This window comes from Clostridium sp. OS1-26, from assembly GCF_030915445.1.
Taxonomy (GTDB): Bacteria; Bacillota; Clostridia; order Clostridiales; family Clostridiaceae; genus Clostridium_AM.
Genome location: NZ_CP133264.1, coordinates 2,603,574 through 2,619,778, shown reverse-complemented (window position 1 = coordinate 2,619,778; position 16,205 = coordinate 2,603,574). Strand labels below are relative to the sequence as shown.

Below are 16,205 nucleotides of genomic sequence, written 5' to 3'. Positions count from 1 at the left end.
TAATTTTTATCTTAATTAACTTTTAAGCCTTTTGAACTTGTATGATTTAATATAACCATTACAATTGCAACTATAATTAGAATTAACTGTGGGATAAAGCCTTCCCAAGTTGGATACATCCCAATCCAACTTATGCTTGGAATCATATTACTAGAGGTTGCAGGTAATAGTCCTGCTAATTGTAGTCCATTTACTCCCATGCCAGTGAACTTTAATCCTAAGTAGAAAACTAATAAACTTGACACCATAAAGAATGGTCTCATTGGAATACGTAAACCAACCTTTAAAATAAGTAAAGCTATAATGACTAATATAGCCATACCTATTGCAATACCAATAAGTAAGTCTGATAACTTAATTGATGAGGCCATACCGATATAAAATAAAACTGTTTCTGTTCCTTCTCTAAATACTGCTAAGAAGGCTAATAATCCTAAAGAGAATAAACTACCAGTAGCTATGGCTTGAGACCCTTTATCATTGACATAACTTTGCCATGCCTTAACACTAGATTTACTATGTAGCCAGTAACTAACATACATAAGCATAACTGCAGCAAATACCCCAGTCCAACCTGAAATTAGAAAATTGTTATTTCCAAAGGTACCAGATGAGAATAAGACTTTTACAATCACCGCTAGCACTATACTTACAGCAAAGCCTATACCAACTCCTCCATATATCCAGCCTTTCTTGTCCTCATGACCTGCCCTATTTAGATAGCCAAGCAGTGCTATTACTACAAGTAGTGCTTCTAAACCTTCACGAAGTATTATAGTAATAACATCGATCATTGAATAAGAATTTCCGCCTACAAGTGGTGATAAATATGTATGCATTTTATTAATTGCCTTTAAAGCATTATCAGTTTGCACTGGATTAGTTGAAAGGTATGCTTTAACACTAACCATGTCTTTCTCGGCATCATCATATACCTTTTTAGACTTAGTAAGAACCACACCTTCAACATCTAACCACGAAGAGCTAAAGTTATTCATAGTTTTTAAAGCTGCTGCTGTATCTCCATTATCTATTTGAGATTTTGCTTTTTCTAAGAGCACCACTAAATCTCCAATTGTAGTACTGCTCTGTTTATTATCTTTTGAATCTTTTTTATTATTTTCACTATTTTTAAACTTTCCTGAAGCAAAGTCCTTATTTACAGCATCTAAATCTTTAAGAGCTTGTATCAATTTATCCTTTTGAATTGGATTTTGGGAAAATAAAAATGTAACCATGCCCATTTTATCTTCGATGCTTCCATAAGCTTCTTTTGATTCAGTCTTTACTCCATCCTCAAAATCTCTCCAACCCTCTTGAAAATTATTATAAGATTCTTTGGCCTTTTCCATATCACCAGATTGAACTAAGTCAATCGCTTTTAACACAGCCTGATTTGCTTTACTTAAATCCTCTTCAGCACTAGCTGCAAAAACTGTACTAGGCAAGATGGATATAGTAAGCATAACAAGCAAAAAGAATGTAAATATTTTTTTCAACTTTAATTACCTCTTTCTTTAATTCTATTTAATAATAATTTTCAATTTAAAGGATTGAAAACATATATCATTTGAAACTGAAAATTATTATCATTTATTCGACAAAATTATTATATATTAATTTTTTTTAAATATCAATATGTTAAAATTAACAATTTTTTTTTTATTTTTAATACAATAATAAAGTCTTTTAAATAATATTACTTTACTATAACATTAATTTGTGTGGATTTTATGTGAGATTAAAAAGCCACAAACTTGCATTTGAGCATATAATTATTTTATAAAAAGTTTCATATATGCCTCAAAAGATCTTTATAATTATGGAACTTTCTTGTTCACATGAACATACTATAAAGGTGTAAATATTATTAAATGATGATAAAAATGTTATGTGCAATAAGAAAATTTTTTTGTACTTTTCAACCATATAATGCACCAAGATTACTAGAAGAAGGATATTCTACTATTTATCCGACTACCACAGTAAATCCAGGAGCTAATCTTAATTGCATATATTCTGAATATGGAGATTACCGTCAAAAGTACTTCCACGCTCCTACGAAAATCAGCAAATCAGAAGTAGATTTAACAAATGCCCTACGTATGCTTTGGGAGCAACATATTGCGTGGACAAGTATGACCATAATAAGCATAATAGCAAGCTTACCAGATGTAGATCTTGTTACCAAGTGACTTCTTCGAAATCCTATAGATTTTGCGAGAGCCTTAAAGCCTTTCTACTGGAATAGAATTGCTTCAAAATTTAGTGATTTGTTTACAGATCATCTTGTCATAGCTGCTGAACTAGTTAAGGCTGCCAAAGCTGGTAATAAGGAAGCAGCAGCAACTGCTGAGAAAAGGTGGTATGCCAATGCAGATGAAATCGCTGCTTTCCTTGCTAGTATCAATCCTTATTGGTCCCAAGAAGATTGGAAAACAATGTTACATGAACATTTGGCTCTAACTAAATCTGAAGCGGTTGCCATACTTACAGGAAATTATGCAGAAGGTATCAAATTATACGATGAAATAGAGAAACAGGCTCTAAAAATGGCTGATGTGATGGCAAAGGGTATTGTTAAACAGTTTCCAAGAAAATTTGCATTATAATTACTTTAGCATATCAAAAATAATAATGCTCTTAAATAAGCCTATATTCTATCTTTAGAATATAGGCTTTAATTATTTTATAATATAAGAGATTTACAAACAAAACTCAGATTATACTCCACCTTTTATGTAAAGTATTCCTATAATGAAGATAATATATAATACAGCATTAAATGATAATCTTTTAGCTGATAAGCAACTTCTTTTTAAAGTTGCCCATATTAATAAAATAGCTATAAAAGTTATAATTGCCGCAATCATAAGAGATTTATCAAGCATCCAAGGAGTAAAAATAATACCTAGTGCACTCGGCACTGTAGCTTGAATCATCATAGACCCACTGATATTAGAAAGAGCCAAGTTCTCTTTACCCTGTCTTACCCATATAAGCGCATTTAATGTTTCCGGTAATTCTGTTGCAACTGGACTCAATAATAAAGAAACCATATGAGGGGCCATTCCAAGCGAAATACTTAAGGTCCCCAAATTATGTACAAACATTTGTGAGCCAATAAAAATAAATATAAGTGACAATATAGTTTGAACTAAAATCAATGATTTCTTAGGATTTGAACTTTTGGGGCTAAATTTCAATGGTTCAAGTTCTTCAGCAATCTCCACTATATCAGTATTCATTTCTTTATAAAAGTAAACTCCATAAGCTAATAGAAATAAAAGTCCTAGCCAAGGCTTTATTGCAAAAGCTATAAGACCTAATCCAATTTTAAACACGAAAATACCCATAAACCAAACTTGATCTCTTGCTAACTTCTCACCATCAACATTAATACAACTACCAGATTTTCTCTTACCGCTAAAGATAACTATGCTAATACCAACAACAGCATAGGCAATTGTACTTAAAACAAGTGGTCCACCTAAAGCCGCACCAACACCGATATCCTTTTGACTTGAATTTGCTCCAAAAACAACAGCTATAAATGTTACAATACTTTCAGGTAAAGCTGTACCAAAAGCTGCTAAAATTGAACCTACTGCACTTTGAGAAATATTAAAAGCTTTACCTACCCATTCAATTCCATTTACAAATAGTTCGCAGCTAAAATAAATTAAAAGTGCTGCAGCAATCATGACTAAAATCGTTATTATCATTTTTTCTCCTCCTTAGACAAAAATAAAAGACCTTTGGCGTATTAAAAATACGCCAAAAGTCTCGTTTCGCATTTTTGCGGACATTGCCAGGTTTATCACCAATATGTTGACAACATCTATCAAACTACTCCCTTTTGTAAATATACATTTATATATTACCATACTAAATTCATTTTGTGATGTCAATAATCATTCTAACTCCTTAAATAAGATTAAATTATATTAATATATAGAAACTATAACCAAGACCTTAACCAAAATCTAGGCGGTACCCGTAAGCGCCATCATCATAGAGCAGATAATAAAAATTTGTAATTATTTCTATACTTGGCTAAAAAACGTTAAGCATCGACATTGCTATCGATGCCTTATAATATACTAGAGCTAACAACGCCATTAGAAAGAGAATAGTTAAAATATATTTGGATCTTTTATATTTTTACCTTCACCTAAATGTTTCAAAGGATTAAAGGCAGGACCCTCAATATTTTCACCTTCATAGCTAAATCTCGAGCCATGGCAAGGGCAATCCCAAGTTTTTTCAGCTTCATTCCATACTAATTCACAACCTAAATGAGTACAGGTTATATCAACTATATGTAACTGCCCCTGTTCATCGCGATAAGCTTCCTACCTTCTCTCCTTCCACATTAATTACTTTGGCTTCACCATTTTTAATCTCTACGTCACTTGGAGCTGGAGTGATCTTACCACCCAAAAGTTTTTCTGCTACATCTAAATTTGTAGATACTAATTTTGCTCCTGAAGCAGCTATATCAAACCTAGATGGATTATATACAGATGCCCAAGGACTTTCTCCCTCTGTAATCAACTCCATCAATATCCTTGCTGATGCAGCGCTATTTGTCATTCCCCACTTAGCAAAGCCTGTTGCTACTAATATATTAGATGTATTAGATGTAAGATAACCAACATAAGGAACGCTATCTACAGTCGTGCAGTCTTGCGTAGACCATCTAAATAATATTTCTTGTAAGTGGAATGTTTCATTTGCAAATTTCCCTAAGTTTTCATAGTGTACGTTAGTTTGCTTTTCACTTCCTGTCTTATGATGTTCGCCCCCAACTAGTATAATTTCGCCATCATCATACTTTTGAGAACGTAGAGAACGGCCTGGCTCTTCGGCTGTTATAAACATGCCTTCTGGAAACTTATCTTTAACTTTAACTCCAAGTACATATGACTTCTCAGCATACATCCTTGCAAAATACATTCCACGCCCATCGTAGCATGGGAAGTGCGATGCAATAATAATCTTAGATGCAGTCACCTTATTCCCGGTACTTGTTACTGCTGCACATCTTTCTTCATCTTCAATATCTACAACTTTAGTAAATTCAAAAATATGACTGCCATTCCCTGGTATTTCCTTAGCTAACGAAAGTATGTATTTTAATGGGTGAAATTGAGCTTGATTATCAAACTTGATAGCAGCTTTTATTTTAAAAGGCAGTGAAATATTTTCCTGATAACTTGCCTTTATCCCTAAGCTCGAAGCTGCTTTTACCTCTTCTTCAATTTTATCTATATATTCCTCAGATTGAGTATATACATAGGCAGGACGCCAACAAAAGTCGCAATCAATATTTCTTTCTTTCACTAAATTTGCAATAAAATGAATAGCGGATTCATTAGCATCTGCATACTGTCTCGCCTTTTCTTTTCCAAATTTAGATATTATCTTGTCGTAAATTAAACCGTGCTGTGAAGTTATTTTGGCAGTTGTATGTCCTGTAGTACCATGAGCAATCCTATTAGCCTCTAATACAGCCACCTTTAAACCTTTTTCTTTTAAAAGAAATGCAGTAGTTATTCCTACTATACCTCCACCAACTATAGCAACATCAACACTTATATCCTCTTTTAATGCAGGATAATCTGTTTTACTTGTTGATGCAATCCAGTACGGTTCATGAACACTAGAAAAAACATTTAAATTATGTATTCTCAAATCTTCCATCATAAGCCTCCTTACACACCTTTTGCAAATGTATTATTAAAGCATATATTTTATTTTTTACTAATCTCACAAAAATATGTATTCCTTAGAAGGCATAATACTATTCTAACTACAGACACTGTATGTAAAATGCCTCCAAGGAGTAATATTAAAGTTTATTTAGCTAGTTGAAGGACATATTTAAGACTATTAGCTAATCTTTCTGGTTGAATACATTAAGAGCTAATGAAAGGCTCTCCAAAAGGCTCCCTTTGTATCTACTATATCCATGATTTCAGCAAAAGGAATATCAAAGGTAACAAAACCTGATGCATATGGGGCAATTTCATAAGGCTCAAAATAAATATGCAGAGCATCTTCAGTCACATAGAATGGTTGATCTGGTTTAATTCCTTTGTACTGATCTTTCCAAACTCCTAATTGTTCTCCCTTATCGTCTATCTGTTTCTTAATTATATCGCTTAGTATCTTCACATAGTCACTATTCTTTTTAAATAAATCCTTTAGATCATAAAAGCTTCCATTTTTCAAATTAATATGTGCAAAAGCTCTGCTAGGCATACCGTGAGCTGCACCAAAAGGATAATTATACCCGAAAAGCTCTAATACTAATAAATCTTTTTTAAAAAAGGTGATGTTAAAATCTCCAGTATACGAGTATTCTAGTTCACCGCTACCTACGTCTTTTAATTGAGATAACTGACCTAACTTTTCATTTATCATTTTCTCTTTATTTTTGTCCTTAACTCCTCCAAGCTGAGGATAATATACAATATAGTTTCTATTCGGTTTATATTTTTTCTCCTTTACAACATAGCCATTTTCAAGTGGAACTTCAGTATTTTGACTCCAGGTAAGCTTACCTGATTTATCATAGTATGAAATCCTAGAGTCTACATTAGCTCGAATTATATTATCTAACATAGTTAATGTTCCCGAACCCTCAACCTTTGGCAAGCTATCTACTCTTTTTCCCTGTTTGTCGATAAAATAAGTATACTTATCATCATAAGCAGATGCTAATGTATTCATATATTCTGATACGCCATAATATATGAAGTCCGTTAAAACATTGCCTTTGCTATCTGAAATTGCATACTTAGATGGTAGGTAGGCTGCTTCACCAATAATAGGAATTCCAACAGCAAGTCTATCTTCTCCTAAAAACTGAATATCATGATATTTAGGATCAATAATGTAGTTTCCATTCTTGTCAATTACACCAAATTTTATTAAGCCGTCTTCGCCTTCGCCTACTATGGCAGTTCCATTCCTAAACCTTTCTGCAGTTTCATACTTAGGCGCAACTATTACCTTTCCATTTTCATCCATTAATCCAAACTTTCCATTCAACTTTTCTTTAAAAAATAACCTTCCTTCATTCATATCACCTACAACCTCATAAGGGAAGGTATTTAAAACATTTCCTCTTAAATCAATAATTGCATATTTTTTATCGTCTATTTGTACTAATGCTTTCCCATTATTAAAGCTTTCAGCAGATAAAAACTGTGGAGGAACTACTACTTTTCCCTGTAGATTAATATATCCATACCTCCATAGGCCATCTTGTGGTACTACTGCAAAAGGTGCCCTCCCATTACTAAACTCACCTATATAAGTATCACTTTCAAATAACTCTTTCCCACTTTCATCGATAACCTTGTATTTTTGATCTTCTGTAGCAATAGCTCTTCCTTCTTTAAATCCATTTATATATGAGTATTTAGGCTGTATAACATAATTACCATTTTCATCTATTATTCCCTCTTTGTCACCTATTCTTATGATAGCTAATCCATTTTCTTGAAAGTCTTCTGCATTATCGAATTTAATTGGAATTATTAATTTTCCGCTTGAATCGATATATCCATATTTTACTCCTTCTAATTCTCGACGGGATGCTGGATATAGTTCTATTTTTTTTCTTAAGGAATTTATCGGTTTTCTTTCCTTCACAATTTTTATTAAGATTCCATTGCTCCATGTCCATATATTTAGCTCACACCATTCATTATCTAGTTTCCATTTTACAACAATATCCTTTCTCCCATCACCAGTATAATCCTCTAAATAAAAATCATATATATCATGACTTTTACCTGGAATATGTCCAAGGTTATACCAATTGTAACCTCGTTTTTTGAAGACTCCTAAATACTGTTTTCCCATAAACTTATATGCTACTACAGCCTCAAGTCTACCGTCTCCATCCAAATCTCCAAGTCTTACTGATTGTTTTAAATATGTGATAATCTCTGCTCCTAGAGGTAAAAGTATAGAAAAAAACTTTTCTATCTTTGAATTTTTTGAATTCACAAAACTCACTCCGTATTATCGATATCTATATATTTTATGATAAAAAATCAATATAAGTGCAAAAAAAACGCAGAACTATTATCTAGTTCTGCGGATTTGCATAGTTTAAATTCCTAATAATTTTTTTGTGTGCTCTGCAACCATTTCTGGTGTAACATCAGTTCTTCTAGCAACTCCCGTATCTATAGCTGCTTTTGCCACGTATGCAGCTACTTTTGGTGCTATTCTTAAATCAAAAGCTTGAGGTATAACATACTCAGCATTTAATTCTTCTTCGCTTACAAGTTCTGCTATTGCATAAGCTGCAGCCATTTTCATTTCATCATTTATATCTTTTGCTTGAACATCTAGAGCTCCTCTGAATATTCCTGGGAATGCAACGACGTTATTAACTTGATTTGGGAAGTCTGATCTTCCTGTACATACTACTTTTGCTCCAGCTTCTACAGCTAAGTGTGGAAGTATTTCTGGATTTGGATTTGCCATTGCCATTATTATTGCATCCTTATTCATGGATTTTACCATTTCCTGAGTTACGCAATTAGCAACAGATACTCCTAAAAATACGTCTGCTCCCTTTAGTACATTAGCAAGGTCTCCTTGTAATAAGTTAGGATTTGTTATTCCTGCTATTTCTTCTTTGTACTCATTCATACCAGCTGTTCTTCCCTTGTAGATAGCTCCTTTAGTATCACAAAGAATTATATCTTTTGCACCCATTTTTAATAAAAGTTTAGTTATAGCTATTCCTGCTGCACCTGCTCCATTAACAACTACTCTTATATCTTCAAACTTCTTATTAGTAAGTTTTAATGCATTTATTAAACAAGCCGTTGATACTACAGCTGTTCCATGTTGATCATCATGGAATATTGGTATATTACTAACTTCTTTAAGTTTTTTCTCAATTTCAAAACACTCTGGACCTTTTATATCTTCTAAGTTTATTCCTCCAAAAGTTGGCTCCATAAGCTTTACTGTCTCAACTATCTTATCTACATCTTTTGTATCTAAGCATATTGGAAAAGCGTCTACTCCACCAAAAGCCTTAAATAAAACTGCTTTACCTTCCATAACTGGAAGACCTGCTCCTGCTCCTATATCTCCAAGACCTAATACTGCTGTACCATTTGTTACTACAGCTACCCAGTTTCCTTTTGAAGTGTAATCATAGATTGTATCAAAATTTTTGTTGATTTCTAGGCATGGTTCTGCAACACCTGGAGTGTATGCCATAGTTAAATCTTCTTTGTTTTTTACTGGTACTTTGCAGTGTAGTGCAATCTTACCTTCATTGTCTTTGTGAAATTTTAATGCTCTTTCTCTTAAATCGCTCATTTGTAAACCTCCTAAGTATTATTTAACTAGCATCTGTTTCCCTGATATGCCAGGCTCTGTCATTGCTACAGTATCTAGTATATCATTAAGTTCAGCTTCTTTCAAAAGTCCTTGTTTTAATATAAGCTCTCTTACTGATTCACCAGTTTTTATAGCTGTTTTTGCTACTCCTGCTGCTTTTTTATATCCTACGTGTGGGCATATGGCAGTAATAATACCTACACTATTCTCTACTAGGCTCTTACATCTTTCTCTATTTGCAGTTATTCCACAAATACAGTTATCAACAAAAGTTTCTACACCATTACCTAATGTTTCTATAGACTCAAATAAATTGTAGAAGATAACCGGTTCAAATGCATTTAATTCTAATTGTCCAGCTTCTGCAGCCATAGTTATTGTTATATCATTTCCTATTATATTGAATGCTACTTGACTCATTACTTCAGGTATTACAGGGTTAATTTTACCTGGCATTATTGAAGAACCATTTTGTTTTGGAGGAAGATTTATTTCACCAAAACCTGTTCTTGGTCCTGATGACATAAGTCTTAAGTCATTTGAAATCTTTGATAAGTTAACAGCACAAGTTTTAACAGCTGCAGATACTGCTACAAAACCATCTAAGTTTTGTGTTGCATCTATTAAATCTTCAGCCTGTTTTAGCTCCATCTCTGCAACATTAGATAAATTACATACTATTTTACTTAGATACTGCTCATCTGCATTTATTCCTGTTCCTACTGCAGTACCTCCCATATTTACAACTCTTACTTCTTCCTGTACTTTTTCAAGTCTTAATATATCTCTTTTTATTACCGAACTATATGCTTTAAATTCTTGACCCAATCTTATAGGTACTGCGTCCTGCATTTGAGTCCTTCCCATTTTTATAATATCATCAAATTCTATAGCTTTTTCTTGTAGAGCATCATATAATCTCTTTAATTGCTTTAGTGCTTTTGGAATAAGCTTTAATATAGTCATTTTACCCGCTGTTGGGATAACATCATTAGTTGACTGCCCCATGTTTACATGGTCATTAGGATGCACAATACTGTAATCTCCCTTTTCGCCACCTAAAATTTCTATAGCTCTATTAGAGATTACTTCATTAGCATTCATATTAGCAGATGTACCTGCTCCTCCTTGAATAGGATCTATAATAAACTCTTCATGTAGTTTGCCACATATTATCTCATTACATGCTTGTACAATTGCTCTTTCTATATTTTTTTCTAGTAAACCGATTTCACAATTAGTTGTAGCGGATGCTTTTTTTATTTGTGCAAGACTTTTAATAAAATCCTCATGCATTTTAAGTCTTGTTATTTTAAAATTCTCTGCCGCTCTTAACGTTTGTACACCATAGTAGGCTTCCTTTGGAACCTCCTTAGTACCTATCGAATCACTTTCAATTCTAAAATTCATAATTTTCCCCCCATTGAAATAAAAATTTCTTTGTGTGTAGTTTTTTTCTGCAAAATGAATCAAATCATTTATTTTCTTTATTATATTACCAGCATAAAATAAATGCAATAGATTTTGCATAATTTCCTACATTTTTTTGTTTTAGGATGTATTTTTGCAAGTTTTCTTTTAAGTTTGATTCAATTCAAAAAACATAAAAATGATGGCAAACCCCTTTTACCATCATTTTTATCTTTGCAATCTATAAACATTTGAATAATTTTTTATAATTCATCTCCAAAGTAAATATTTATATTTAAATAATTATATTTCAAATTATGTAATTATTTGTTTATTTTCAATTAATATCTATTTCATTTAATATCTATATTATAAGCTTCTTCCTAAAAAGTTACTTTTCTGCCCAGCTGCTCCCGATGAAAACCTCTGCCATTAGCGGAACTTGTTTCACATATTTTTCTCCTGCCTTCTCCATAGTGGACTTTAGAATATCCGCTACTTTTTCTGCCTTTGCTTCAGGAGCTTCTAAAATTATTTCATCATGAACAGTTCCTATTATTTTTGCTTCCGTTTCTTCTAATTCTTTTACAAGAATTCCCAAAGCATTTTTAACTATATCTGCAGCTGTTCCTTGTACAGGAGTATTAAGTGCTGCTGCTCCTAAATTCTCTTTCCACAATACTCTTCTTCCACACAAAGTACAGCTTTCTTTAGAACTTCTTCTCTTAACACTTTCATGCCACTTTGCAACACCTTTATAGACTTTAAAAAATTTATTTCTGAAAGTTTCTGCTTGTTTCTCTGTCATTTCTACTCCATAATTAGTTAATGAATAAGCTTGAAGACCTTTTGCTCCCATGGCATAAACAAGCCCAAAATTAACCGCTTTAGCTGACTGCCTTTCCTCCTTAGTAACTTTATCAAAAGCTTTATTTAAAAGAAGAGATGCAGTTAATCTATGCAAATCCTGATTATTTCTAAAAGCATTTATCATTGTCTCATCCCTTGATATTTCAGCAATTACTCTAAGTTCTATTTGTGAATAATCTGCAATAACCAACTTGCAGTTTTTACTTGCTATAAAACAATCTCTAAATCTTTTGTCTCTTGGAATTTGCTGCAAATTTGGATTACCACAAGAAAACCTCCCCGTAGAAGTTCCCATTTGGTAGTAATTCGAATGTATCCTTCTCGTTATAGGATTGATTTGCTCTATTAAACTCACTGTAAAGGTCTGAATTAGTTTAGCTGCCTTTCTATATTCCATTAATGCCTGTACAACAGGATATTCTCTTGATAGATTAGCAAGTTCATCCTTTGATGTATTTTTTACATTTATCCCAAGATTGTTTAAGCATTTTAGTACCTGCTTATGACTATCCAAATTTATCTCATTAATATCTTTGTAACCAAATATACTGATTTGCTGGGCAGTTCCACTAAAACATTCCTTTAGATATTCTGCATATTTATCTCTTATTTTCTCTAATTGATTATTTAACTTTTCACATTTTTCTTTGTCAAATAAAACCCCACTTAGTTCCATTTCTGCTACTGCATATATGCAATCAAATTCAATCTTTGCAACCTCTATTAATCTCTCTTCTCTAAGTCTTTTTATTAAAGCTTCCCTTAAAGGTAAAAGTATAAGTGCATCCTTCGCAGCATACTCAAGCTGTAAAGGTGAAAGTTCCTTACTCCAATCACTTCTTTGCTGTTCCTTTGAAAGATTTATCTTAAGATAATGCCATACAAGGCTGTCCAATGAATATTTTTCTAGCCTATCAAAAGATTCTAATAACCTTGCCCCAATATATGTATCAAATAACTGTCCTTTTATTGACATACCTGCCTTAGTCAAAAACTTTAAGTCAAACTTAGCATTTTGAAGCACCTTTATCGAACTATTTGAAAGCACTTTTCTAATTAAAGAATGGACATCTTTAGATATTTTCCATATATCAATAATCAGTGAAGGTTTATTAGGAACAGCAATTTGCAAAAGTCTTATTTTCTCCTTTATAGGATCAAGACCTGTGGTTTCAACATCCACTGCCATAATCTTAGAGTCTTGTACTATAGAAATATATCTTTTAAGCTTATCATCATCATCTATATATAAATATTCAGCGCTATTTTCTAAATCTATATTCATAAAATACATCCAATCTTTTTTACTTTATCTATTTACCTCGTAACATGCACATTTTAATCCAAAGTATTCTTTTATTCCAATAAGTTTAAGTCCGATCTTTTCTATTACTCTTCTTGATCTTATATTATCAGGTTTTGCTAATGCTATTATCCTATTTAACTTAGCTTCTTTAAATCCATATTCAAGAACCTTGGTAGCAGCTTCTGTTGCGTATCCATTTCCCCAAAATTTAGGATCAAAAGCATACAATACTTCAACCTCTGATGTTTCACTGAGAAAATTCAAACCACAATGTCCCATTAATTCTTCTGAGTTCTTATCTATAACCGCAAATACTCCATATCCCTTTTCTGTCCAATGCCTTGAAAATTTTTCAATTAATAGTTTTGTTTCATCATAAGTTTTTCCTCTAGAAGTTGCCAACCACATACCAACTTCATCTTTTTTCATAATTTCATAATAGCTATCGATGTCATCAGCCCTTAACTTCCTCATATAAAGTCTTTCAGTACAAATCTCACAATCCTTAAAATCACTCATTTCAAACCCTCCCCAAATTACACACTTATAAAATATGAATATTATAATTTATCCATTTTATAATTAATATCTCATTCGAATTTTATAATGTCAAGTTAACTCTCTACTTAAGGCATCTTCAAAAAAATAGAAGTAGCTATTAACTACTTCCTAAACTACTATGCTTAAAACAGTGGTTCTTTTGGAACAGGTTTTACATCATCGTATATATATCTATGAATTTGTTCTGAAAGAGTATCTATATCAGGTTCAGGTACCAGGTACCATATTTTATTTATAATCTCTCCTTTGCAGTAACCATCAACAGGGAATCTCTGCTGATCCAAATTTGAAATACCAGACACCATAATCTTACCACCTAGTGTGATAATATTAGATTTAGATATACTAGTTTCAACATAAGGCAAAATCTCTGCTGCTATATAAGGGTATTTTGTAATGTCCATGTTTTTAAGCTTATTTAAAATTTCACTTAAGACTATTCTCTGTCTGCTAGTACGTTCAAAATCTCCATCTCCAACTTTCCTTATTCTACAGTAGGCAACAGCTTGAATTCCATTTAGTTTTTGAGCTCCTGATCTATAAATAGGTGTATATCTTACATGCTGTAATTCTGCTAATTCTGCTATCCACTTATTAATCTCTCTTATTTCATATTCTTTTATATCAACAGTTATTCCGCCTAAACTATCAACAATATTTGCAAGCCCAGCAAAGTCTACTGCTACATAATCTTTAATATCTAGATTAAAATTTTCATTAAGAGTTCTAACTGCCAACTTTGGACCACCATAAAAGTAAGCTTCTGTAATTTTTGTCTTACTATGATCTTTAACTTCTACATATGTGTCTCTCATTACGGAAGATAACTTTATTTTATTATGTTTATTATCTACAGTGGCTACAATTATGCAATCTGAATGAGGTATATCAACTTTAGAGTTTCTACTGTCTATTCCGAAAAGTGCGATATTCAATATATTATCTTCTTGCTTTACTTCACCTTGTATTGTTTCATTTTCACTTGCTCTGTTTTCACTTAATTTAGGTTTGATACCTAATTCTGTATCTGTTTTTGGTAATGGAGTTATTGTGACATTATTGAGCTGCTTATTTATATAATATATAAAGCTTATTCCTGAAATAAATATGATAACTAAGATGCAAAGTAGTATTCTTTTAATTATTCCTCTACCTTTCTCATTTCTCCCCATAGTTTTCAGCTCCTAGTACCATTTTGATACTTTTATTATTTGTATCCTTAAAAAAATTTATTTTAACAATTTAGACCACTTTTTTTCAACAAAAAACCACCAATAGTCATGCTTATGGCTAATTGGTGGAATATTACTTAATATGCTTATAAAAATTAAACTTTGATAAAGTTATCTACATCAACAACAAATATAGTTGCTCCTCCCACTTCCACTTCAATTTCATAAGTGTAAGGAATGTACATACCTGTCGTTTCTGCTACTGGATAAGGAGATATTACAGTCGTTTCCCTTTTTTGCAAGTATCTTTTATTATTTCTATAACATTGTCTACTTTTTCTTCTTCAACTCCTACTAAAAGAGTAACGTTTCCTGATCTCAAAAATCCTCCTGTTGATGCAAGTTTTGTAACCCTAAAATGCTTTTCAGTTAATGCATTTACTAGTCCGCTAGAATCTTTATACTGAACAATTGCAATAATTAACTTCATTCAAACCATCTCCTTTAAATTTGAGATTTGGTGATAACAGACTCTTAATTTACCTATAAATGCTAAAAACTTTCTGAATATTATAATAATTATATATTGATTTATGAAAAATTTCAAGGTTTTCTATTTTCCAACTGAAGCCATATAAATTACAAATTCATTTTCTCCATCCAAACCTAGCATTTTATCTATAAATTCTTGATTATAGATTCCAATAGCACAGGTTCCACATTTTATTGCTTCACAAGCTATATAAAGATTTTGACAAACATGACCTATATCTATCAATATTTTTTTATGAGCAGTAATATCAAATTTCCATTCCGCTCTATAAGGTATAGAACTCCAGGCAAAAATTACAGCTCCTTTTGATGCAAAATTAGGAACAAAAGGTTGTCTTGGCGTAGCTAGATTAACTTTATTTTCCATATCATTAAGTTTATCTATAAATATAAGTTTATGTTCAAAAGGAAGATACCTATAAACACCTTGTTCTAGAGAATCCACTCTATTTATAAATAAATATGTTTCAAATGTGTGTGAAGCTCCTCCAGAAGGAACAGTTCTCAGCGAAGCCGGCCCATTGCCTATAATCTTATGCACTCCTTGAGTAGCCCAAAGTAAAAATGAAAGTTCCTCTAAAGTTAGGTTTTCGCAAGAATATTTTCTTACACTCCTTCTATCTTTTAAGCAATCAAATACATTGTTTTTTGAAATTATGTCTTTCTTTACTTCTGGCAATTCTATAGCTTTTAAAGCTTTATCATATTTCTTTTGAGGTGAAATACCAGGAATACCTTTTTGTATATCAGTTTTAATATCGTCTAAAACTTGAAAATTGGCCTTTAGAAATTCTCTGTTTATTTTAAATCTTTCATTCATCTTTCCACACTTCCTTCTTGAAGAATAACATTATGTACAAGTTATACAATAATATTTTATAAAACTAGTTAATAAAAAAATGTGATTAATATCACAAAAGTATTGTGCAAAATAAAAAAGATAGCATAAT

11 protein-coding genes and 2 pseudogenes are annotated in these 16,205 nt (G+C 32.0%); 2 read left to right on the top strand and 11 right to left on the bottom strand.

The annotated features are described in order from the left end of the window. Positions 1 to 11 precede the first annotated feature (11 nt). Positions 12 to 1,499, bottom strand: a complete 1,488-nt coding sequence (locus RCG18_RS12775; protein ID WP_308041648.1) for an FTR1 family protein — start codon at positions 1,497 to 1,499, stop codon at positions 12 to 14. A 375-nt stretch (positions 1,500 to 1,874) separates the two neighbouring features. Here RCG18_RS12775 and RCG18_RS12770 point away from each other — a divergent pair, with 375 nt between their 5' ends. Next, entirely contained in the window at positions 1,875 to 2,195 is a 321-nt protein-coding gene (locus RCG18_RS12770) for a hypothetical protein (protein ID WP_308041647.1), read from the top strand. Between the two features lie 78 nt (positions 2,196 to 2,273). Beyond that, positions 2,274 to 2,612 (top strand): hypothetical protein, encoded by a 339-nt coding sequence (locus RCG18_RS12765; protein ID WP_308041646.1) that lies wholly within the window; start codon positions 2,274 to 2,276, stop codon positions 2,610 to 2,612. Positions 2,613 to 2,723: 111 nt separating this feature from the next. Here the strand turns inward: RCG18_RS12765 and RCG18_RS12760 are convergent, their stop codons facing one another. From RCG18_RS12760 to RCG18_RS12715, 10 genes and pseudogenes are all read right to left on the bottom strand, one after another. Then, entirely contained in the window at positions 2,724 to 3,725 is a 1,002-nt protein-coding gene (locus RCG18_RS12760; RefSeq protein ID WP_308041645.1) for a sodium:calcium antiporter, read from the bottom strand. Positions 3,726 to 4,136: 411 nt separating this feature from the next. After that, positions 4,137 to 5,706 (bottom strand): annotated as a pseudogene (locus RCG18_RS12755) (FAD-dependent oxidoreductase). A gap of 222 nt (positions 5,707 to 5,928) precedes the next feature. Beyond that, complete coding sequence (locus RCG18_RS12750) at positions 5,929 to 8,025, bottom strand: WG repeat-containing protein (protein WP_308041644.1); 2,097 nt, start codon at positions 8,023 to 8,025, stop codon at positions 5,929 to 5,931. 105 nt (positions 8,026 to 8,130) lie between these two features. Continuing rightward, the gene (locus RCG18_RS12745; protein WP_308041643.1) at positions 8,131 to 9,363 is read right to left on the bottom strand and encodes a malic enzyme-like NAD(P)-binding protein; all 1,233 of its coding nucleotides are present in this window, start codon (positions 9,361 to 9,363) and stop codon (positions 8,131 to 8,133) included. An 18-nt stretch (positions 9,364 to 9,381) separates the two neighbouring features. Further along, positions 9,382 to 10,794, bottom strand: coding sequence for an aspartate ammonia-lyase (locus tag RCG18_RS12740; RefSeq protein ID WP_308041642.1), 1,413 nt, complete (start codon positions 10,792 to 10,794; stop codon positions 9,382 to 9,384). Between the two features lie 391 nt (positions 10,795 to 11,185). After that, positions 11,186 to 12,949: a bifunctional 3'-5' exonuclease/DNA polymerase gene (locus RCG18_RS12735; protein WP_308041641.1), complete on the bottom strand. Its 1,764-nt coding sequence runs from the start codon at positions 12,947 to 12,949 to the stop codon at positions 11,186 to 11,188. Between the two features lie 24 nt (positions 12,950 to 12,973). Further along, positions 12,974 to 13,489 (bottom strand): GNAT family N-acetyltransferase, encoded by a 516-nt coding sequence (locus tag RCG18_RS12730; protein ID WP_308041640.1) that lies wholly within the window; start codon positions 13,487 to 13,489, stop codon positions 12,974 to 12,976. A 164-nt stretch (positions 13,490 to 13,653) separates the two neighbouring features. Beyond that, the gene (locus tag RCG18_RS12725; protein ID WP_308041639.1) at positions 13,654 to 14,703 is read right to left on the bottom strand and encodes an LCP family protein; all 1,050 of its coding nucleotides are present in this window, start codon (positions 14,701 to 14,703) and stop codon (positions 13,654 to 13,656) included. Positions 14,704 to 14,858: 155 nt separating this feature from the next. Then, positions 14,859 to 15,193, bottom strand: a pseudogene (locus tag RCG18_RS12720) (cyclic-di-AMP receptor). Positions 15,194 to 15,316: 123 nt separating this feature from the next. Next, positions 15,317 to 16,075, bottom strand: coding sequence for a SagB/ThcOx family dehydrogenase (locus RCG18_RS12715; protein WP_308041638.1), 759 nt, complete (start codon positions 16,073 to 16,075; stop codon positions 15,317 to 15,319). Positions 16,076 to 16,205: the final 130 nt, after the last annotated feature.

What these genes read in the sequence shown, in the direction of transcription:
- RCG18_RS12770 (WP_308041647.1), top strand. Translation starts at nt 1,875, where the DNA reads ATGATGATAAAAATGTTATGTGCAATAAGAAAATTTTTTTGTACTTTT.
- RCG18_RS12760 (WP_308041645.1), bottom strand. Translation starts at nt 3,725, where the DNA reads ATGATAATAACGATTTTAGTCATGATTGCTGCAGCACTTTTAATTTAT.
- RCG18_RS12745 (WP_308041643.1), bottom strand. Translation starts at nt 9,363, where the DNA reads ATGAGCGATTTAAGAGAAAGAGCATTAAAATTTCACAAAGACAATGAA.
- RCG18_RS12740 (WP_308041642.1), bottom strand. Translation starts at nt 10,794, where the DNA reads ATGAATTTTAGAATTGAAAGTGATTCGATAGGTACTAAGGAGGTTCCA.
- RCG18_RS12735 (WP_308041641.1), bottom strand. Translation starts at nt 12,949, where the DNA reads ATGAATATAGATTTAGAAAATAGCGCTGAATATTTATATATAGATGAT.
- RCG18_RS12730 (WP_308041640.1), bottom strand. Translation starts at nt 13,489, where the DNA reads ATGAGTGATTTTAAGGATTGTGAGATTTGTACTGAAAGACTTTATATG.
- RCG18_RS12725 (WP_308041639.1), bottom strand. Translation starts at nt 14,703, where the DNA reads ATGGGGAGAAATGAGAAAGGTAGAGGAATAATTAAAAGAATACTACTT.
- RCG18_RS12715 (WP_308041638.1), bottom strand. Translation starts at nt 16,075, where the DNA reads ATGAATGAAAGATTTAAAATAAACAGAGAATTTCTAAAGGCCAATTTT.